19 protein-coding genes are annotated in these 18188 nt (G+C 70.8%); 7 read left to right on the top strand and 12 right to left on the bottom strand.

Annotation, left to right across the window (positions count from 1 at the left end):
• The first annotated feature begins 17 nt into the window (after positions 1-17).
• The 3 genes from L0984_RS08570 to L0984_RS08560 all read left to right on the top strand — a co-directional run bounded on the left by L0984_RS08570 (position 18) and on the right by L0984_RS08560 (position 2718).
• Positions 18-2087 carry an NAD(+) synthase gene (locus L0984_RS08570; RefSeq protein ID WP_234193283.1) on the top strand — a complete coding sequence of 690 codons (2070 nt, stop codon included), beginning with the start codon at positions 18-20 and terminating at the stop codon, positions 2085-2087.
• 51 nt (positions 2088-2138) lie between these two features.
• Positions 2139-2342, top strand: a complete 204-nt coding sequence (locus tag L0984_RS08565; RefSeq protein ID WP_370645913.1) for a type II toxin-antitoxin system RelE/ParE family toxin — start codon at positions 2139-2141, stop codon at positions 2340-2342.
• Positions 2343-2430: 88 nt separating this feature from the next.
• The gene (locus tag L0984_RS08560) at positions 2431-2718 is read left to right on the top strand and encodes an addiction module antidote protein (protein WP_017759720.1); all 288 of its coding nucleotides are present in this window, start codon (positions 2431-2433) and stop codon (positions 2716-2718) included.
• An 11-nt stretch (positions 2719-2729) separates the two neighbouring features.
• Here L0984_RS08560 and L0984_RS08555 read toward each other — a convergent pair whose 3' ends face one another.
• The 3 genes from L0984_RS08555 to L0984_RS08545 form a co-directional block, all read right to left on the bottom strand.
• Positions 2730-2966: a DUF3820 family protein gene (locus tag L0984_RS08555; RefSeq protein WP_234193282.1), complete on the bottom strand. Its 237-nt coding sequence runs from the start codon at positions 2964-2966 to the stop codon at positions 2730-2732.
• Positions 2963-3379, bottom strand: coding sequence for a hypothetical protein (locus tag L0984_RS08550; protein WP_234193281.1), 417 nt, complete (start codon positions 3377-3379; stop codon positions 2963-2965). The genes L0984_RS08555 and L0984_RS08550 overlap by 4 nt, the downstream gene beginning before the upstream one ends.
• Positions 3380-3539: 160 nt before the next feature.
• Positions 3540-4697: an acyl-CoA dehydrogenase family protein gene (locus tag L0984_RS08545; RefSeq protein ID WP_234193280.1), complete on the bottom strand. Its 1158-nt coding sequence runs from the start codon at positions 4695-4697 to the stop codon at positions 3540-3542.
• A gap of 176 nt (positions 4698-4873) precedes the next feature.
• Here L0984_RS08545 and purT point away from each other — a divergent pair, with 176 nt between their 5' ends.
• Complete coding sequence (gene purT / locus L0984_RS08540) at positions 4874-6091, top strand: formate-dependent phosphoribosylglycinamide formyltransferase (RefSeq protein ID WP_234193279.1); 1218 nt, start codon at positions 4874-4876, stop codon at positions 6089-6091.
• Between the two features lie 106 nt (positions 6092-6197).
• Here purT and L0984_RS08535 read toward each other — a convergent pair whose 3' ends face one another.
• Positions 6198-6953 (bottom strand): fumarylacetoacetate hydrolase family protein, encoded by a 756-nt coding sequence (locus L0984_RS08535; RefSeq protein ID WP_234193278.1) that lies wholly within the window; start codon positions 6951-6953, stop codon positions 6198-6200.
• 100 nt (positions 6954-7053) lie between these two features.
• Positions 7054-7953, bottom strand: coding sequence for a helix-turn-helix domain-containing protein (locus L0984_RS08530; protein WP_234193277.1), 900 nt, complete (start codon positions 7951-7953; stop codon positions 7054-7056).
• 98 nt (positions 7954-8051) lie between these two features.
• Here L0984_RS08530 and L0984_RS08525 point away from each other — a divergent pair, with 98 nt between their 5' ends.
• The 3 genes from L0984_RS08525 to L0984_RS08515 are packed head-to-tail and all read left to right on the top strand — an operon-like array spanning position 8052 to position 11115.
• Complete coding sequence (locus L0984_RS08525) at positions 8052-8921, top strand: SDR family NAD(P)-dependent oxidoreductase (protein WP_234193276.1); 870 nt, start codon at positions 8052-8054, stop codon at positions 8919-8921.
• 11 nt (positions 8922-8932) lie between these two features.
• Entirely contained in the window at positions 8933-10678 is a 1746-nt protein-coding gene (locus L0984_RS08520) for an FAD-dependent oxidoreductase (protein ID WP_234193275.1), read from the top strand.
• On the top strand, positions 10675-11115 hold the full coding sequence (locus tag L0984_RS08515) for an NIPSNAP family protein (RefSeq protein WP_370645912.1): 441 nt from the start codon (positions 10675-10677) through the stop codon (positions 11113-11115). Before L0984_RS08520 ends, L0984_RS08515 begins: the two co-directional genes overlap by 4 nt.
• 10 nt (positions 11116-11125) lie before the next feature.
• Here the strand turns inward: L0984_RS08515 and L0984_RS08510 are convergent, their stop codons facing one another.
• From L0984_RS08510 to L0984_RS08480, 7 genes are all read right to left on the bottom strand, one after another.
• On the bottom strand, positions 11126-11437 hold the full coding sequence (locus tag L0984_RS08510; protein ID WP_234193274.1) for a helix-turn-helix domain-containing protein: 312 nt from the start codon (positions 11435-11437) through the stop codon (positions 11126-11128).
• Positions 11430-11801, bottom strand: a complete 372-nt coding sequence (locus L0984_RS08505) for a type II toxin-antitoxin system RelE/ParE family toxin (protein WP_234193273.1) — start codon at positions 11799-11801, stop codon at positions 11430-11432. Before L0984_RS08505 ends, L0984_RS08510 begins: the two co-directional genes overlap by 8 nt.
• A gap of 79 nt (positions 11802-11880) precedes the next feature.
• Positions 11881-13473 (bottom strand): acyl CoA:acetate/3-ketoacid CoA transferase, encoded by a 1593-nt coding sequence (locus tag L0984_RS08500; RefSeq protein WP_234193272.1) that lies wholly within the window; start codon positions 13471-13473, stop codon positions 11881-11883.
• A gap of 8 nt (positions 13474-13481) precedes the next feature.
• Positions 13482-14642, bottom strand: coding sequence for an acyl-CoA dehydrogenase family protein (locus tag L0984_RS08495; RefSeq protein WP_234193271.1), 1161 nt, complete (start codon positions 14640-14642; stop codon positions 13482-13484).
• A 299-nt stretch (positions 14643-14941) separates the two neighbouring features.
• Positions 14942-15748, bottom strand: a complete 807-nt coding sequence (locus L0984_RS08490; RefSeq protein ID WP_234193270.1) for a sugar phosphate isomerase/epimerase family protein — start codon at positions 15746-15748, stop codon at positions 14942-14944.
• 8 nt (positions 15749-15756) lie between these two features.
• Positions 15757-16386: an NIPSNAP family protein gene (locus L0984_RS08485; protein ID WP_234193269.1), complete on the bottom strand. Its 630-nt coding sequence runs from the start codon at positions 16384-16386 to the stop codon at positions 15757-15759.
• On the bottom strand, positions 16359-18185 hold the full coding sequence (locus tag L0984_RS08480; RefSeq protein WP_234193268.1) for an FAD-dependent oxidoreductase: 1827 nt from the start codon (positions 18183-18185) through the stop codon (positions 16359-16361). Before L0984_RS08480 ends, L0984_RS08485 begins: the two co-directional genes overlap by 28 nt.
• Positions 18186-18188: the final 3 nt, after the last annotated feature.

The raw sequence follows: 18188 nt of genomic DNA, 5'->3' as shown, positions 1-18188 counted from the left end.
GCCCTGCCGTCCCGACCATGAAGCACGACCTGCCCTTCCTCAACCCCTACCGCCACGGCTTCGCCCGCGTGGCCGTGGCCATGCCGCGCAACCGCGTGGCCGATCCGCTCTCCAACGCCGCCGAGACCATCCGCCTCTACCGCGAGGCCGAGGCCCAGGGCGCGGCGGTGGTGGCCTTTCCGGAGCTGGGCCTGTCGGCCTACACCTGCGACGACCTGTTCCACCAGTCCGCGCTGCTCGATGGCTGCGAAGCGGCGCTGGCCCAGGTGGTCGAGGCCTCGCGCGACCTGAATGCCGTGGCCGTGGTCGGCCTGCCGCTGCGGGTGGAGCACCGCCTGTTCAACTGCGCGGTGGTGGTCGCACGCGGCCGGGTGCTGGCCGTGCTGCCCAAGACCTACCTGCCCAACTACGGCGAGTTCTACGAGGCCCGGCAGTTCAATGCGTCCGGCAGCGCCATCACGGACCATGTGCAGCTCTTCGGCCACCGCGTGCCCTTCGGCACCGACATCGTCGTGCGCGCCCGCGAGCTGCCGCTGCTCGCGCTGCATGTGGAGATCTGCGAGGACCTGTGGACGCCCATCCCGCCGTCGAGCTTCGCGGCGCTGGCGGGCGCGACGGTGCTGGTCAACCTCTCGGCCTCCAACATCATCGTCGGCAAGTCGGCCTACCGGCACGCGCTGGTGGGCCAGCAGTCGGCGCGCTGCGTCGCGGCCTATCTCTATGCCTCGGCCGGCATCGGCGAATCGACCACCGACCTGGCCTGGGACGGCCAGTCGCTCATCTACGAATGCGGCGATCTGGTGGCGGAGAGCGAGCGCTTCGCCAACCAGTCGCACCTGCTCATGGCCGACGTGGACCTGGAGCGCCTGGCCCACGAGCGCATGCGCCTGACCAGCTTCGGCGAGACCGCGCGCCGCCACAAGGCTGAGCTGGCCACCTGGCGCACGGTGGAGTTCGACCTGGCCCCGCCCGCGCAGGTGCCCGGCGGCCTGATGCGCACGGTGGAGCGCTTTCCCTACGTGCCGGCCGACGCGCGCTCGCTGGACGAGCGCTGCTACGAGGTCTTCAACATCCAGGTGCAGTCGCTGGTGCAGCGCCTGGAGGCCTCGCGCATCGGCAAGGTGGTGATCGGCATCTCGGGGGGGCTCGATTCGACCCATGCGCTGCTGGTGGTGGCGCAGGCCATGGACCGGCTGGGCCGTCCGCGCACCGACATCCTGGCCTACACCATGCCCGGCTTTGCGACCAGCACGCGCACCCTGCAGCAGGCCCATGCGCTGATGCGCGTGGTGGGCTGCACCGCGCAGGAGATCGACATCCGCCCCAGCTGCCGGCAGATGCTGGCCGACCTGGGCCATCCCTTCGGCCGCAGCGAGCCGGTGTACGACGTCACCTTCGAGAACGTGCAGGCCGGCGAGCGCACCAGCCACCTGTTCCGCCTGGCCAACCACCATGGCGGCATCGTGGCCGGCACGGGCGATCTGAGCGAGCTGGCGCTGGGCTGGTGCACCTATGGCGTGGGCGACCACATGTCGCACTACAACGTGAATGCCAGCGTGCCCAAGACGCTGATCAAGCACCTGGTCAACTGGGTGGCGGGCAAGGGCCTGCTGGGTGACGAAGGCAGCCAGGTGCTGCAGGCCATCCTCTCCACCGAGATCAGCCCCGAGCTGGTGCCGGCCGATGCCGAAAGCCAGGGCGCCGAGCCCGCGCAGAGCACCGAGAGCGTGGTCGGCCCCTACGAGCTGCAGGACTTCCACCTGTACCACACGGTGCGCCACGGCATGCGGCCGTCCAAGGTGGCCTACCTGGCCTGGTGCGCTTGGCACGACCGCGAGAAGGGGCCGTGGCCAGACACCCTGCATGGCGAGCGCAACCAGTACACCCTGGCCGAGATCAAGAAGCACCTGGGCACCTTCCTGTTCCGCTTCTTCCAGATCAGCCAGTTCAAGCGCAGCTGCGTGCCCAACGCACCCAAGGTGGGCTCCGGCGGCTCGCTCTCGCCCCGCGGCGACTGGCGCGCGCCCAGCGATTCGGAATCGCGGGTGTGGCTGGACGAGTTGAAGACGGTGCCGGACGAGGTGTGAGGGCTGCCAGGTTCTCTTGGTGGTTTGTATTCGAGTGGATACAATTCGGCGATGCTGGACGTCCAGCTCACCACCACCTTCCAACGTTGGCTCGGCGGCTTGACCGACCTACGCGCCCGCATTGCCCTTGCGCGCCGGCTGGAGCGCTTGGCCGCGGGCAACGCGGGCGACAGCAAGTCCGTCGGCGAGGGCGTGACCGAGATGCGCGTCGACGTCGGGCCCGGCTATCGCGTGTATTACACGCGCCGCGGGTAGCAGATCGTCATCGTGCTTGCGGGCGGCGACAAGTCTTCGCAGCAACGCGACATCCAGCGCGCACAGGCCATGGCCAAGGAGTATTGAGATGCCCGACACCCTTCATGCCTTCGACATGTCCGAGATGCTCGACAGCGACGAGGCGATTGCCGAGTACCTGTCGCAGGTGATGGCGGACGGCGATGCCGACGAGCTGGTGGCCGCGCTCGGCCATATCGCACGCGCCCGGGGCATGGCGCAGATCGCACGGGATGCCGGCCTGGGCCGCGAATCGCTCTACAAGGCGCTCGCGCCCGGCGCCAAGCCCCGCTTCGACACCGTGTTGCGTGTGGTCAGGGCGCTGGGTGTGCGGCTGGAGGCCCGCCCAGCCGGTTGATCTGGCGCGGGTCAACCGCCTGGCGGGCGCCGGCCGGGCGCCCGCTTGAGCGGCGCCAGCAGCGGCCGCAGGCCGTTGTGGTCGATCTCCAGCATCAGCGCGAGCAGCCGGCCGATCTCGCCCTTGGGGAAGCCTTCGCGTGCGAACCACGCCAGGTAATTGCCGGGCAGGTCGGCGATGAGCGTGCCCTTGTGCTTGCCGAAGGGCATGGGCAGCGTGGCCAGGCGTTCGAGGTCTTCGGGCTTCATCGGGTCTTTGTCCAGGTCAGGCCGTCCTTCGAGCGGTAGGTGCCGCCTGTGGCGCAGCAGCCGCCTGCGCCGAAGGCCATGCGGCCCAGTTCGGCCGTCACGCCCTGCGCATCGGACGTCAGCGAATGGCGCTGGCAGCTGGTGAGGAGGTTGCCGGGGTAGTAGGGCTTCGGTGCCAGCACCTGCTCCCATTGCACCTGCGTGCCCTGCATCGACACGATGCGGTAGACCGCGCAGTCGTGGATCACGAGGTGGATGGGCTGGCCGTCCAGCACGCCCTGGAACACGTCGTCCGGGCCTGCGTTCTGCAGCGCGAGCGCGGCCTCGGTGGGATCGGGCGGCGGTGCCTTGCAGCCCGCCGCCATGCTGGCGGTCAGCAGCACTGCGAGAGCCGGGCGAATGGAGAAAGGCATCCGGCCATTGTGCGTTCGGACCGCCGACCGCTCGGCCCACCACCGTTCGACCCACCACCGTTCGGGCTGAGCCTGTCGAAGCCGGGCGCGGCGCTTCGACGAACTCAGCGCGAACGGCGGAGGCGGCGGCGCGTCTTTAGCGCTCAGCTTCCTGCCGCGTTCAGCGCGCCGCCCGCTTCGCGATCCCCAGCGTCTTCGCCAGGATCCCCAGCATCACCTCGTCCGCACCGCCGCCGATCGACGCCAGCCGCCCGTCGCGGTACAGGCGCGAGACGCGGTTCTCCAGCGTGAAGCCCATGCCGCCCCAGAACTGCAGGCAGGTGTCGGCCACCTGCCGGGTCAGGCGGCCGGCCTTGAGCTTGGCCATCGAGGCCAGGGTGAGCACGTCCTCACCCTGCACATGCAGGTCGCAGGCGCGGTAGGTGAGGGCGCGCAGGGCCTCCACCTCGGTCTGCAACTCGGCCAGCTTGAACTGCACCCACTGCTGGTCGGCCAGCGTGGCGCCGAACATGCGACGCTCCTGCGCCCACTGCACCGTCTCGGCGATGCACTCCTCCATGGGCAGCAGCGAGCTGGCCGCGCCCCACAGCCGCTCCTCCTGGAACTGCTGCATCTGGTAGATGAAGCCCTGGCCTTCCTCGCCGATGCGAAAGCGTTGCGGCACCCGCACTTCGTCGAAGTAGATCAGGCCCGTGTCGCTGCTGTGCATGCCGATCTTGCGGATCTTGCGCGCCTTCTCGATGCCGGGCCGGTCCATCGGCACCATCACCAGCGACTTGTTGCGGTGCACGGGGCCGTCGCTGGTGTTGACCAGCATGCACATCCAGTCGGCCTGCAGGCTGTTGGTGATCCACATCTTCTGGCCGGAGATGACGTAGTCGTCGCCGTCCTTGCGTGCGGTGCTGCGGATGGCTGCCACGTCGCTGCCGGCGCCGGGCTCGCTCACGCCGATGCAGCCCACCTGCTCGCCCGCGATGGCCGGGGCCAGGAACTCGCGCTTGAGTTCCTCGCTGCCGAAGCGCGCCAGGGCCGGCGTGCACATGTCCGTCTGCACGCCGATGGCCATGGGAATGCCGCCACAGCGCACATGGCCCAGCTCTTCTGCCATGGCCATGGCGTAGCTGTAGTCCAGGCCGCCGCCGCCGTATTCCTCGGGCTTGTTCAGGCCCAGCAGGCCCAGCGCGCCCAGGCCCTTGAAGATCTCGTGCAGCGGGGCGATCTCGGCTTCTTCCCACGCATCGACCTGCGGGTTGATGGCCTCGTCGATGTAGCGGCGCAGGGTCTTGCGGATCTCCTGGTGCTCGTGCGTGTATTGCATGGCGCGGGTGTCTCCTGTCGGCCTTCGGGCGCGCGCACGGCGGTGCGCGGCGGGCATCGCGCCACTCTAGGAGCCGGGCGCCCCGGCGGCTTGTGCCAAGTGGCTGCCTGGCCCGCGGACACGGTCGCTGGCTACCATTGCGGCCTTCTCCGTTCCCGCCCCCCGAAAGCACGCTCATGACCCGCCTCGGCACCCCCCTGTCCCCCTCCGCCACCCGTGTGATGCTCCTGGGCTCCGGCGAGCTCGGCAAGGAAGTGCTGATCGCGCTGCAGCGCCTGGGCGTGGAGACCATCGCCGTCGACCGCTACGAGAACGCCCCCGGCCAGCAGGTGGCCCACCGCGCCCGCACCATCACCATGAGCGACCCCGACCAGCTCGAAGCGCTGCTGTCGGCCGAGCGGCCGCATCTGGTGGTGCCCGAGATCGAGGCCATCGCCACCGCCAAGCTCGAAGAACTGGAAGAAGCCGGCCTGGTGCGCGTGATCCCCACCGCCCGCGCCGCTCGCCTGACCATGGACCGCGAAGGCATCCGCCGCCTGGCCGCCGAGACGCTGGGCCTGCCCACCAGCCCCTACCAATTCTGCGACTCGCTGGCCGAGCTGCAGGCCGCCATCGATGGGAAGGACGGCAAGGGCATCGGCTACCCCTGCATCGTCAAGCCGGTGATGAGCAGCTCCGGCAAGGGCCAGAGCAAGATCGACGGCCCCGCCGACGTGCAGAAGGCCTGGGACTACGCCATGGCCGGCGGCCGCGTGAGCAAGGGCCGCGTCATCGTCGAAGGCTTCATCGACTTCGACTACGAGATCACGCTGCTCACGGTGCGCGCCCTGGGCGCCGACGGCCAGGTGCAGACGCAGTTCTGCGCGCCCATCGGCCACCTGCAGGTCAGCGGTGACTATGTGGAAAGCTGGCAGCCCCACCCCATGCACCCCGAGGCACTGCGCAAGGCGCAGGACATCGCCGAGCGCGTGACGGCCGACCTGGGCGGCCAGGGCCTGTTCGGCGTGGAACTCTTCGTCAAGGGCGAGGAGGTGTGGTTCAGCGAGGTGAGCCCCCGCCCGCACGACACCGGCCTGGTCACGCTCGCCACGCAATGGCAGAGCGAATTCGAGCTGCACGCCCGCGCCATCCTGGGCCTGCCGGTGGACACCACGCTCAAGAGCCCGGGCGCCAGCGCCGTCATCTACGGCGGCGTGGATGCCACCGGCATCGTCTTCGACGGCGTGGCCGAGGCCTTGGCGGTGCCCGGCACCGACCTGCGCCTCTTCGGCAAGCCCGAGAGCTTCGCCAAGCGCCGCATGGGCGTGGCGCTGGCCCATGCGGAGGATGTGGACACGGCCCGCGCGCGGGCCAAGGAGGCGGCGGGGAAGGTCAAGCCGCGCGTGGCGGACTGATCCTTCTCGCCGCACCGAACGGGCCGCGTGGCTGGCCGGTTCATGGCCAGGTCGTGACGGTGGCGCCCGGGGCTGCGCCCGTCCTGGCGCCGACGCTCGGCGCGCCTCAGGCCGAATAGCGCAGCCGCACCTCGCCCAGCCCCGCGATGGCACCGACCACGTCGGTGTCCACGGGCGCGGCCAGCAGCCCCGTGCACGAGCCCGTGGTGACGATCTGCCCGGGCGACAGCGGCACGCCACGCTCGGTGCAATGCCGGGCGAGGCAGCCCACCAGCCGCCACACGTCCTGCGCCGGATTGCCGCCCGTGGTGCGCGCCGCCTCGGCATCGCCGAACGTAAGCGTGGCCTGCAGGGTGCGCAGATCCAGGGCCGATGGGGCGAGCGGGGCCGCATCGCCGACGACCAGCGCGCCGTGGCTCTGCAGGTCCGCCAGCCGCAGCGGCGCGGGCGCCTCGCGGCCGGCGGCCAGGCGGCTTTCCACGCATTCGATCGTGGGCACCGCGGCGTCGAAGAAGCTGGCGAGTTCGCTGGGCGTGGGCATGTCCTGCCGCACCTCCAGCAGCCTGCCCACGCGCAGGGCGGCCTCCAGCTCGACCCAGCGGGCCGCGAAACGCGCGGCCGGCAGTACAGCGCCGGAGGCAAGGATGACGGACGCGGGCAGCGGCGCGTAGTTGGGCGCCGCCTCTGCGTTGGGCGCGCCGACCTTCCAGCCGCCGATGCCGCCGCCCAGGTGCGCGATCAGGGCATCCTGCACGGCATAGACCTCGGCGGCGGTGGAGGGGAGCCAGCCGGTGGGCGTGATGCGGCGGGCGTCGGTGAAGGCGGAGGCCAGTTGCTGGCCGAGGTCGTTGATGGCGGTCATGGAAGGCGCAGTGCGAAGAGCGAAGAAGGGCAGCGCGCGAGTATGCCGGCCTGCGCCCACCCGTGTGCGCCGCTGCCTGCGATGCCCTGCAAGAGCGAGCTCAGCCCGGCGCCTCGCCGGACCATTCGGCCAGCGCGTTGGCCCGGTACTCGCGCGGCGTCATGCCCTTGTGCTTTCGGAAGAAGCGGCCGAAGTAGGCCTCGTCGCCAAAGCCCAGGCTCACGGCGATCTGCTTGATGCTGTTGGGGGTGTAGATCAGCTCGCGCTGCGCCTCGTGCAGCAGGCGCGCATTGATCACGTCCAGGCTCGACAGGCCCAGCACCTCGCGGCACAGCCGCGTGAGCTGCCCGGCGGTGATGCCCAGCAGCTCGGCATAGGCCGGCACCGGCAGGTGCTCGCGGTAGCGCGCGTCGACCAGGCGGCGGAAGGTCTCGATCTGCTCGGCGCGGCGCGAGCGCGGCCGCGCCAGGTGCTCCTTCTTCAGCCGGTGCAGCCGCGCCACCTGCACCAGCAGGGCCGTGAGCAGCGACATGCCGGCCGCGGTGTGGCCCGTGTCGGCCAGCCGGTGCTCGGCCTCGATGGCGTGGAAGAGCGGCATCAGCCGCGCCAGCTCGTCGGCCGTCAGCGGCATCAGCTGCGGCGTGCGCAGCGTCTCGCGCAGGGCCGGCATCACCAGGTCGGCCAGCGACTCCAGCGGCCGCTGCGCCGCCGTCACCACCGGGCCGTCGGTGTCGTCGGAGAAGCGGAAGCTGTGCACGGTTTGTGCGGGAACGAGGACCAGGCAGGGCGCCTCGGCCTCCAGCCGCTCGTGGTCCACCAGCACCCGCACGCGGCCCTGCTGCAGCACCAGCAGCTGGAGGAAGGCATCGTGCGTATGCGGCTGGATGTCCCAGTTGTAGGGCTTCGAGCGTTGCGGGATCCATTCGAAGTCGAAGCTCGCGAGCCAGCCGGGACTGGCCTGGTCGCCGTAGAGCGAGTAGTTGGGAATCGCGCGCGCCATGCGCCGGAATTGTCCGGGTCTTGGCTGGAATCGTCAAAACGAGGGCGGGGGGCGGCGCCCAGAATTCCCCTGGCATCACGACAACAGGAGACATCGCCATGACGGCCCTTTCCACGGCCCATCCGTCCACCGCCTCGCCTGCTGCAGCGGGCGGTGGCGGCACATCCGCCCACTGGCTGGGGCTCGCGCAGCAGGTCTGCGTGGTCAGCGGCGCGGCCAGCGGCATCGGTGCCGCCATCGCCCGTGCCCTCGCCCAGGCCGGCGCGCGCGTGGCCCTGCTGGACCGCGACGCCGAGGGCTGCGCCGCCATGGCGCGCCGGCTGCAGCAGGACTTCGATGCGCAGGCCCTGGCCATCGCCTGCGACATCGCCGACGAGGCGGCCGTCGGGGCCGCGGCCGCGCAGGTGCGCGAGGCACTCGGCCCCTGCCAGGTGCTCGTCAACAACGCCGGCCTGCTGCGCGCGGGCGGCCTGGCCGACGTGGGCCTGGCGCAGTGGAACGAGGTGCTGGGCATCAACCTGGGCGGCTACCTGCTGTGCGCACGGGCCTTCGGCGCGGACATGCGCACGGCCGGCCGCGGCAGCATCGTGAACGTGGCGTCGATCTCGGGCCGCTTTCCGCAGAGCGGCAGCGGCGCCTACAGCGCCAGCAAGGCGGGCGTGCTGCTGATGTCGCGCCAACTGGCCGTGGAGTGGGGTCCGCAAGGGGTGCGCAGCAATGCGGTGCTGCCCGGGATGATTCGCACGGCCCTGTCTGCCAGGTTCTACGAGGAGCCCGGCTTCGAGGCCCGGCGCGCCGCCATGACGGCCAGCCGCCGCATCGGCGAGCCCGAGGACATCGCCGATGTGGCGCTCTTCCTGGCCAGCCCGCGCTCGGCTTACGTCAACGGTGCGGAGATCCTGGTCGATGGCGGCATGGCCAACATGCTGATGGACATGGTCCCTCGCCCTGGTTTCAACAAGCAATGAGGAGACCTTCCATGAACAAGGATTTCGACCTGCTGGTCGTCGGCTCCGGCGCTGCCGGGCTGACCTGCGCCATCACCGCCAAGAAGCGCGGCCTGACCGTGGCCGTGCTGGAGAAGGAGCCGGTGTTCGGCGGCACCACGGCGCTGTCGGGCGGCGTGTTGTGGATCCCGCTGGGTCCGCATGGCCGGCAGCAGAACCCCGCCGACACGCGCGAGGCCGTGCGCACCTACCTGATGCAGGAGAGCGGCCGCTTCTACGACGAAGCCACCGCCCAGGCCTTCATCGAGCACGGGCCGGCCATGGTCGACTTCCTGCAGCGCGAGACGCAGATGCAGTTCGTGCCCACGCTGTACCCCGACTACCACTGCGACGCCGCGGGCGGCGCGCAGGTAGGGCGCTCGATCCTTGCCGCGCCCTACGACATCCGCGGCCTGGGCGAAGACATGGCGCGGCTCAAGCCGCCGCTGGAGACCATCACCTTCATCGGCATGATGTTCAACTCTTCCAACGCGGACCTGAAGCACTTCTTCCGTGCCACCAAGTCGCTGACCTCTGCGCTGTACGTCGCACGACGCCTGGCCACGCACCTCAAGGAGCTGGCGCTGTACCGCCGCGGCGTGCAGGTCACCAGCGGCAATGCGCTGGCCGCACGGCTGGCGCGCTCGGCGCTGGACCTGGGCATTCCCATCCTCACCAATACGCCCGTGCGCGGCCTGCTCGAAGAAGGCGGCCGCATCGCCGGCGTGCGCGTGGAAGGCGAGGGCGGCCTGCGCGAGCTGCGCGCCCGTCATGGCGTGGTGCTGGCCTGCGGCGGCTTTCCGCATGACGCCAGGCGCATCGCCCAGGCCTATCCGCATGTGCGCCGTGGCGGCGAGCACCTGTCGCCCACGCCCGAGAGCAACACGGGCGATGGCGTCAACCTGGCCGAGGCCGCCGGCGGCGTGGCCGACATCCGCTATGCCGACAGCGCGGCGTGGATGCCCGTCTCGCGCGTGCCGCTGGGCGGTGGCCGCTTCGGCGTCTTCCCGCATCTGCTCGACCGCTACAAGCCCGGCGTGATCGCCGTGCTGAAGAACGGCCAGCGCTTCTGCAATGAATCGGAGTCGTACCACGACGTGGGCGCGGCACTCACCCGTGCCTGCGAAGGCCAGAAGGAAACCGTCATGTGGCTGGTCTGCGACAAGGCCTGCCTGGCCAGGTACGGCCTGGGCTACGTCAAGCCCGCGCCCATGCCCATCGGCCCGCACCTGCGCAGCGGCTACCTGCTGCAGGGCCGCACGCTGGCCGAACTGGCCACCCAGGCCGGCATCGACCCGCAGGGCCTGGAGGCCACGGTGCGCGCCTACAACCCACCGGCCGAACGCGGCGAGGACCCGGCCTTCGGCCGCGGCAGCACCGCCTTCAACCGCTACCTGGCAGACCCGGAGCACCGCCCCAACCCCTGCGTCGCGCCCGTGGCCCAGGGCCCCTTCTATGCCGTGCGCGTCGTGATGGGCGACCTGGGCACCTTCGATGGCCTGCAGACCAGCGTGGCGGGCGAGGTGCTGCGCCGCGACGGCCAGCCGATTCCCGGCCTGTACGCAGCCGGCAACGACCGGGCCAGCATGATGGGCGGCGCCTACCCAGGGGCCGGCATCACGCACGGGCCCAACATGGTCTTCGCGTACCTCACGGCCCACCACATCGCCGACCAGGCCGATGCGCCGCATGGGGTACCAGCAGTGCGCGTGCAAGCGCAAGAAGAGGTGGCGGCATGAGTGCCCGACCGACCGCGCCGAAGGGCGTGCGTGCCGCGCGAAAGGCGGCAGCGGGCGCCGCGCCCGGCCCGCTAGCAATCGTGGCGCCGCCTGGCAGACCACTGGTGGACCACCGCATCTACACCATCGCGTTGCGCAAGATGCCGGAGTTCCTGCAGGTCTTCAATGAACTGGCCATGCCGGTGCTGATGCAGACGCTGGGCCATCCCCTGGGCTTCTGGACCAGCCTGGTCGGCCCGCAGAACCAGTTCGTGCACCTGTGGGCCTACGAAAGCCTGGCCGACTACGAACGCCGCAGCGCCGCGCGGGACGCGCACCCGGACTTCGCCCGCTACCTGGCGGCGTCGGGCCACCTGATCACGGCGCAGGAGACGCGGCTGATCCGGGCGGTGGCGATGGCGGGGTGGGCCGCCGCCCCCGTCGACACTGCGCGCTGACGCGGCAGCGTCACGAGGCCTCTTCGAACGGGTGCACCTGGATATCCCCGTCGGGAAAGGACGCCACCAGCTTCAGCTCACCCCCCAGGGCCTGGACGTAGGCACGCAAGGTGCTGACGTACATGTCCTCGCGGCGCTCCAGTTTCGACACCGCCGCCTGCTCCACATTCATGGCCTGTGCGAGTTCGACCTGGGTCACATTGCGGGACTTGCGCAGTTCCTGGAGCTGCATCTCCACGAGCAGTGCTTCGGCTCGCGCGGCGGCGCGTGCCTGGGATGCGGGCGACATCCCGGCCCGCAGTTCGCCGAATTTTCTAGCCATGGGTCTGCCCTTCCTTTCTCAAGGTCTCGAGGTGGATGTCGTACAGACGGTCAGCCAGCGGCACCTGCACCGCATACCAGCGGTCGTCGCCAGTCTTGTCCCCGCCCAGCAGCAGGATGGCGCAGCGCCGCGGATCGAAGGCGTAGAGGATCCGGTAGGGCCGGCCCTCATGCTGGATCCGGAGTTCGCGCATGTGCGGATGCCGGGAGCCCTGGATGCCGGAACTGTGAGGAAAGCCGAGATTCGGCCCTCTTGCTTCCAGCAGCCGGACCGAGGCGTCGATGGACTCCTGCTCCGCTTCGTCCAGCGTTGCCCACCAGATGCCCAGCTCGTCGGTGTACTCGACGTCCCATTGCTTCGGCATTATTCCCTCTGAGATTTATTCCTTCAAGAGAATATTTTCCGCCTCCCGTGCGCATGGTGGGTGATGGGGCGCCGCATCTTCAATGCGCAGCAAGGGCGACCGTGAAATACGCCGCATCCATCACCCCGATCTCCCCCGCGAGCCGGGGCATGAAGTCCATCTGGTCCAGCACATCGCGCTGCAGGTCCACGCCGGGTGCGATCTCGAACAGCTCCACGCCTTCGGCCGTCAGGCGGAAGCTCGCGCGCTCGGTCAGGTACAGCACCTGCTGGCCGCGCACCCGGCCCTGCGGGCCGCTGAAGGTGATCTGGTCCACGCGCTTGACCAGCTTCTTCACCGTGCCCTGCTGCAGCACGCGCAGGCGGCCGTCGCCGGTGGCCAGCTTCACGCCCTTGGCCGCCAGCGTGCCGCAGAACACCACCTTGCGCGCGTTCTGCGCAATGTCGATGAAGCCGCCCGGCCCCACGGTCACGCCGCCCAGGCGCGAGACGTTCACGCTGCCTTCCTCGTCGAACTCGCCGAAGCCGAGGAAGGCCACGTCCAGCCCGCCGCCGCCGTAGAAGTCGAACTGCGTGGCCGCATCCAGCATGGCCGTGGCATTGCGCGCATAGCCGAAGAGCACGCCGTCCATCAGCGTGCCGCCATAGGTGCCGTGCTCGATGGTCTGGTAGATGCGGTGCTGCTCGTTGCGCGCCGCGATCAGCTTGGCCACGGCGTCGGGCACGCCCACGCCGTAGTTGATGACGGGCCGCGCCTTGCCGGTGTTGAACAGCTCCACCGCGGCGCGGCGGGCCACGGCCTGGCGCTCGCCGAAGGCCTCCTGCGCGGCGGCCAGTTCGCGGGCATGGTCGGCGGCCTCGCTCTCGGCGCGGGCGGCGCCGGTCAGCTCGCCACTGAAGGCGGGGTCGAAGGGAATGTCGTAGCTGGTGCGCTGCGCCGGGTCGACCACGATCGCGTCCACCCAGGCCGAGGGAATGCGCACCTCGCGCGCCTTGAGGGCGCCGCGCGGCAGCCGCTCGGCCACCTGCACGATCACGCGGCCGCCGCTGTTGCGCGCGGCCAGCGCCAGCGAGGGCGCATCCAGGTTGGCGGCCTCGTGCTCGAAGCTGATGTTGCCGTCCTCGTCGGCCGCGCTGGCGCGCACCAGCGCCACATGGATGGGGAAGGGCTTGTAGCGCAGCCACTCGCGGCCATCGAGGGTCAGCACCTCGGCCAGATCGTCCTGGGCTGCCTCGTTCATGCGGCCACCGCCGTGGCGCGGGTCGCACACCGTGCCCAGGCCCACGTGGCTGATCAGGCCCGGGCGGCCGGCGCCGATCTCGCGCATCAGCTGGCTGCTCACGCCGCCGGGCAGGATGTAGGCCTCGATGCGGTTCTCCAGCGCCAGCTGCTGCATGGCCGGCGACCACACCCAATGGCCGCCGATCACGCGCCGCACCAGTCCTTCGTGGGCGAAGCAATTCATGCCCTTGGTCTTCTTGTCGCCGATGCCCAGCGCGTGCACCACCGTCAGGTTGCGCGGCGCCTGCGTGGCCAGGAAGCGCGCCTGCACGGCCTCGAACAGGTGCGTGGCCTCCATCAGCCCGCCGCCGCCACCCATCAGGCCCACCGTGTCGCCATCGCGGATCAGGGCCACCGCCTCGGCGGCCGTCATGAACTTGCCGTCTGCCATGGCGCGCCTCAACGGTGGATGTCGAACAGGGCCGCGCCCTTGCGCAAGGCCGACTTGGCGATCACGCCGCGATGGATTTCGCTGGTGCCGTCGAAGATGCGGTAGATGCGCGCATCGCGGTAATAGCGCTCGATGGGCAGCTCCTTGCAGAAGCCCATGCCGCCGAAGACCTGCACCGCGCGGTCCACCACGCGGCCCAGCGTCTCGGCCGCATGCACCTTGACCATGGCGATCTGCTCGCGCGCATCGAAGCCCTGGTCCAGCATCCAGGCGGCCTGGTAGACCATCCACCGCGCGGCATTGATCTCGATGACGCTGTCGGCCAGCATCTGCTGCACCATCTGGAAGTCGCCGATGCGGGTGTCGAACTGCCGGCGCTCGCCGGCGTACTGCAGCATCAGCTCGCACACATGGCTGGCCTTGCCCACCGCGCGCGCGCCCACCTGGGCCAGGCGCACCACGTTGAGGGCGCCCATCGCCAGCTTGAAGCCCTGGCCACGCTCGCCCAGCAGGGCGGCGTCTTCCAGTGCCACGTTGTCGAAGAACAGCTCCACATGCGGCGTGCCACGCAGGCCCATCATCTGCTGGTCCTTGCCGACGGTGAAGCCGGGCAGGCCCTTGTCGACCATGAACATGCTGATCTCCTTCTCACCCGTGCGGGCCGACACGAGGAAGAAGTCGCTCCATTCGCCATCGCTGATGAAGTGCTTGCCGCCGTTGAGCATCCAGCCGGTGTCGGTCTTCTTCGCATGGGTCTTGATGCCCGCGGCGTCGGAGCCCGCGCCGGGCTCGGTGATGGCGATGGCGCAGGTGCGCGTGCCTTCCACCGAGGGCCTGAGCCAGCGCTCGACCTGGTCGCCGCGGCAATGCAGCAGCGGCTCGTAGACATTGCCGAAGGCGCGGCGGATCAGCTGGTCGCTGGTGTGGCCGAACCGCTCCTCGCAGAGCACGCGGTCCAGGTTGGAGAGCCCGCCGCCGCCCAGCTCGGCCGGCATGTTGAGGGCATACAGGCCCAGCGAGCGGGCCTTGTCGTGAATGGCCTGCGCCTGCGCGCGGGGCAGGGCGCCGTGGTCTTCGAGGGTCTGCTCCAGCGGATGCAGTTCCTCGGCGATGAATCGACGGACGGTGTCGATCATCATCTTCTGTTCGTCGTTGAGGGCGAAGTCCATGGTGTCTCGCGATGAATGAATGGGCAAAGGAAGGGCCATGGCCGCTGAAGGAGGCCATCGGCCATGTGTCGGGTTTGCGCCTCTCCCCTCTGGGGAGAGGTAGGGTGAGGGGCCTGGGTGGCGGATGGGCTGTGGGGTGGATGAAGGCCGCAGCCCTCACCCCCACCCTCTCCCAGGGGGAGAGGGGGCCAGGCCCGCCCCGGGGCTAGGCACTGCTGAACCAGCGGGCGCCGAAGAAGAAGGGGAGGCGCGAGATGCGGGTTGTCGGGATCAGCATGGCGAATCGCGCGGCGCTGCGTTCAATTCAAGAAAGGCAGCGAAGCCCGCAGGCAATGCGCCGCCCATTCGGCCGGCGGCTCCTGCGCCTCGCGCGCATGGTTCGTTACCTCCACGCTCACGGGCAGGTCGGCCGGCAGGGCGGCGAACAGGCCGGGCAGGTCGATGCTGCCTTCGCCTGGCAGCAACCGGGCGCAGCGCGCGGTGTGGATCATCTCGTCGGTGCCGAAGTGCGTGCCGGCCTCGGCGTCGCAGATCTGGGCGTAGTGCAGCAGCTCGCGCGGAAGGGCGCGGATGTCCGCCAGCGTGCTGGTGCTGCGGCCGAAGTGCAGCGCATCGACCAGGATGCCCGCGTTGCCCGGCGATCCGGCGTTGCGCACCACGCGCAGCGCGGCGGCGGCATCGGGCACGCCGGTCCAGGGCATGAACTCGAGGTCGGCGGTCATGCCGAAGGGCTGCATCACCTCGCACAGGCGCGCGTAGTTCTGGGCCAGCCGGGCCTCGTCGCCGTCGTCGCCGGCCACCAGGACGGCGCGGGCGCCCAGTGCGGCGCCGATGTCGTAGAGCGCGTCCCAGCGGTGCGGGTCGAAGTCGGCGTCGATGCGGATGATCTCCAGGTCGAACACGCCGACGCCCGTATCGCGCAGGGCCGCCTGCGTCTCGCGCAGGGCGGCCGGCTGGCCGATCAGGTGCTGCTGCGGCGCGCCCGGGGCGTTGGGCCAAAGGCGCAGGCCGACGAAGCCGTAGCCGGCCTGCGCCGCCAGGCGCACCGCCTCGGCGGGCGTGCAGCGGTGGCTGCTCAGGTAGGCGAGGGACAGTGCACGGGTCACGGCGGCCCTCACTTCATCGGCGAGACGGCCGTGGGCATCGCGATGGTCGAGACCATCTCGGTCGTCAGGTGGGCCGGCCCGCCCTTGGGCGGCCAGATGCCCTGGGCCACCGCGTCCGCGCGGGCGCGGCTGCGCGCGTCCAGCGTCGGGTAGGCCCAGATGTTGGTGAAGCGCGCGGCACCGTCCAGCGCCACCATGGCCACCACGCAGGGCGAGAGCTTCTCGCGCGGCGGCAGGTATTCCTGCCACAGGTCGAGGGTGGGCTGCGTGCCGCCGGGCTTGATGCCGTAGGTGCGGATCTCGTAGACCGGGCCCTGGATGCCCGACTCGGCGCTCGGCCGGGCGGGTTTCATCCAGTCGAAGCCGCGGTAGCTGTGCTGCTCCAGCCGCTGGTAGATCTCGCCGCAGCCGAAGGGGCTGGCGCTGGCCTGCGTGCGGGCGCGCTCGGCCTGCAGCGCGTCCAGGCTGTCGAAGCCGCGCAGCACCAGCATCTGGTTGAGCACGCCGATGTCGGTGAACCAGCAGCCCAGCAACTCGCCCTGCGCCTCGGGTGCGGTGGCGAAGGCCTGGACGGCGGTGGCGGCGGCACCGGCCGTGCCCATGGGCAGGGTCAGCGTGGCGAGTTCGTAGTAGTGCATGCGATGGCTTCCTCGGTTCGGGGTTGGGGCTGCGCGGTGGGCGCAGGCGCGGGCGTGGGGGCGGGCGGCTCCAGCGGCACGCCGGCCGCGTGGTGGCCGGCGATGAAGCCGAAGGTCATGGCCGGGCCCAGCGTGATGCCGCCGCTGGGGTAGTGGCCGCCCATCAGGCTGGCCATGTCGTTGCCGGCGGCATAGAGGCCGGGCACGGGCTGGCCCTGTGCGTCGAGCACGCGGGCCTGCGTGTCCACGCGCAGGCCGGCAAAGGTGCCCAGGCTGCCGGCCACCACCCGCACGGCATGGAAGGGGCCGCGCTGCAGCGGGGCCATGCAGGCATTGGGCTGGCCGGGGCGGGCCTCGCCCTGGATGCGGTTGTAGGGTGTCTCGCCCTTGCCGAAGTCCAGGTCGCGGCCGGCGGCGGCCATGGCGTTGTAGCGGGCAACGGTGGCGGCCAGGCCTGCGGCGTCGATGCCGCAGGCAGCCGCCAGCTCGGCCAGCGTGCGGCCTTGGCGCAGGTAGCCGCTCTGGCGCCAGGCTCGCGTGGGCATCGGCCAGGGCTTGGCCGCGCCCAGGCCGAAGCGGCGGAAGAAGTCGCGGTCGCACACCAGCCAGGCCTGCACCGGCTCACCGGGGGGCGTGGCGGCCAGCAGGCCCTGCATGAAGTCGTGGTACGAGTCGGCCTCGTTGACGAAGCGCCGGCCGTCGGCCCGCACGGCGATCAGGCCGGGCTTGGCACGTTCGATCAGGTGCGGGAAATGGCCGGTGCTGCCGTCGGCGCGCGGCACCAGCGAGACGGGCGCCAGCGCCGCGGCCTGCACCAGCCCGGTGGCCATGCGGCCGCCCGCGGCTTCGCCCAGCCGCAGTCCATCGCCCGTGTTGCCCGGGCTGGCGGCGGAGTGATGGCCGAGGCCGTCGGGGCCGGCATGCGGCAGCAGCCGTGCCTTGCGGGCCGCGTCGTGCGGGAATCCACCGCAGGCCAGCACCACGCCGCGTGCGGCCTCGATGGTGAGAGGGCCCTGGGGCGAGATCACCTCGGCCCCGGCCACACGGCCGTCCTTGTCCAGCAGCCGGCGCGCGGGATGGGCGGTGAGGATCTGCACGCCGGCCTCCAGCGCCGAGGCGGCCAGCGCCGCGACCAGCGCATTGCCGTTGACCAGGCGCCGCCCACGGCCATGCAGCAGCCGGTCGCGCGCATGGGCCAGCACGCGCCGCGCCACATACAGGAAGGACGCGGGCGAGCTCGTCGCGTCCAGGAAGTGCCGCAGCTCCCGGCCCGACGCGATGCCCATGCCCCACAGCGTGGTCTCGGGCAGCGGCGGCTTCAGGTCCTGCAGCCGCGCACCCAGTCGCCGGCCGTCGAAGGGCGCGGCGCAGACCGAGCGGCCCCCCGTGCCGGCATGCGGGCTGCGGCCATGGAAGTCGGGGATCGCATTGCCGTCGATGAACTGCAGCGCGGTGCGGCGGCGGAAGAACTCCACCATGCGCGGCGCCTGCGTCAGGTAGGTGCGGGCGCGGGCCTCGTCGAACTGCGCGCCCAGTTCGTGGCGCAGGTAGGCCAGCGCTTCGTCCAGCGGCTCGTCGATGCCCGCCGCGCGGGCCAGCGGATTGCGCGGCACCCACATCCAGCCGCCGCTCCAGGCCGTGGTGCCGCCGAACTGCGGCTCCTTCTCCACCACCACCACCTTCAGCCCCAACTGCGCCGCCGTGACCGCGGTGGCCAAGCCGCCCGCCCCCGAGCCGATGACCAGCAGGTCGCAGGTCAGGCCAGGCGCCGCAGAGGATTCCAAGCGTTGCGAGGACATCTC

The sequence above is a fragment of the Pseudacidovorax sp. NFM-22 genome, from assembly GCF_021401245.1.
GTDB lineage: Bacteria > Pseudomonadota > Gammaproteobacteria > Burkholderiales > Burkholderiaceae_C > Xenophilus.
Note: the sequence above shows the minus strand (reverse complement) of the source record. Positions and strands in the feature narration are given on the sequence as shown.

Excerpts from the sequence above, each read along its gene's own strand:
- purT (WP_234193279.1), top strand. The coding sequence starts at position 4,874 with ATGACCCGCCTCGGCACCCCCCTGTCCCCCTCCGCCACCCGTGTGATG.
- L0984_RS08515 (WP_370645912.1), top strand. The coding sequence starts at position 10,675 with ATGAGTGCCCGACCGACCGCGCCGAAGGGCGTGCGTGCCGCGCGAAAG.
- L0984_RS08530 (WP_234193277.1), bottom strand. The coding sequence starts at position 7,953 with ATGGCGCGCGCGATTCCCAACTACTCGCTCTACGGCGACCAGGCCAGT.
- L0984_RS08565 (WP_370645913.1), top strand. The coding sequence starts at position 2,139 with ATGCTGGACGTCCAGCTCACCACCACCTTCCAACGTTGGCTCGGCGGC.
- L0984_RS08535 (WP_234193278.1), bottom strand. The coding sequence starts at position 6,953 with ATGACCGCCATCAACGACCTCGGCCAGCAACTGGCCTCCGCCTTCACC.
- L0984_RS08550 (WP_234193281.1), bottom strand. The coding sequence starts at position 3,379 with ATGCCTTTCTCCATTCGCCCGGCTCTCGCAGTGCTGCTGACCGCCAGC.
- L0984_RS08505 (WP_234193273.1), bottom strand. The coding sequence starts at position 11,801 with ATGCCGAAGCAATGGGACGTCGAGTACACCGACGAGCTGGGCATCTGG.
- L0984_RS08560 (WP_017759720.1), top strand. The coding sequence starts at position 2,431 with ATGCCCGACACCCTTCATGCCTTCGACATGTCCGAGATGCTCGACAGC.
- L0984_RS08495 (WP_234193271.1), bottom strand. The coding sequence starts at position 14,642 with ATGGACTTCGCCCTCAACGACGAACAGAAGATGATGATCGACACCGTC.
- L0984_RS08520 (WP_234193275.1), top strand. The coding sequence starts at position 8,933 with ATGAACAAGGATTTCGACCTGCTGGTCGTCGGCTCCGGCGCTGCCGGG.
- L0984_RS08500 (WP_234193272.1), bottom strand. The coding sequence starts at position 13,473 with ATGGCAGACGGCAAGTTCATGACGGCCGCCGAGGCGGTGGCCCTGATC.
- L0984_RS08485 (WP_234193269.1), bottom strand. The coding sequence starts at position 16,386 with ATGCACTACTACGAACTCGCCACGCTGACCCTGCCCATGGGCACGGCC.
- L0984_RS08525 (WP_234193276.1), top strand. The coding sequence starts at position 8,052 with ATGACGGCCCTTTCCACGGCCCATCCGTCCACCGCCTCGCCTGCTGCA.
- L0984_RS08510 (WP_234193274.1), bottom strand. The coding sequence starts at position 11,437 with ATGGCTAGAAAATTCGGCGAACTGCGGGCCGGGATGTCGCCCGCATCC.
- L0984_RS08545 (WP_234193280.1), bottom strand. The coding sequence starts at position 4,697 with ATGCAATACACGCACGAGCACCAGGAGATCCGCAAGACCCTGCGCCGC.
- L0984_RS08480 (WP_234193268.1), bottom strand. The coding sequence starts at position 18,185 with ATGTCCTCGCAACGCTTGGAATCCTCTGCGGCGCCTGGCCTGACCTGC.
- L0984_RS08555 (WP_234193282.1), bottom strand. The coding sequence starts at position 2,966 with ATGAAGCCCGAAGACCTCGAACGCCTGGCCACGCTGCCCATGCCCTTC.
- L0984_RS08570 (WP_234193283.1), top strand. The coding sequence starts at position 18 with ATGAAGCACGACCTGCCCTTCCTCAACCCCTACCGCCACGGCTTCGCC.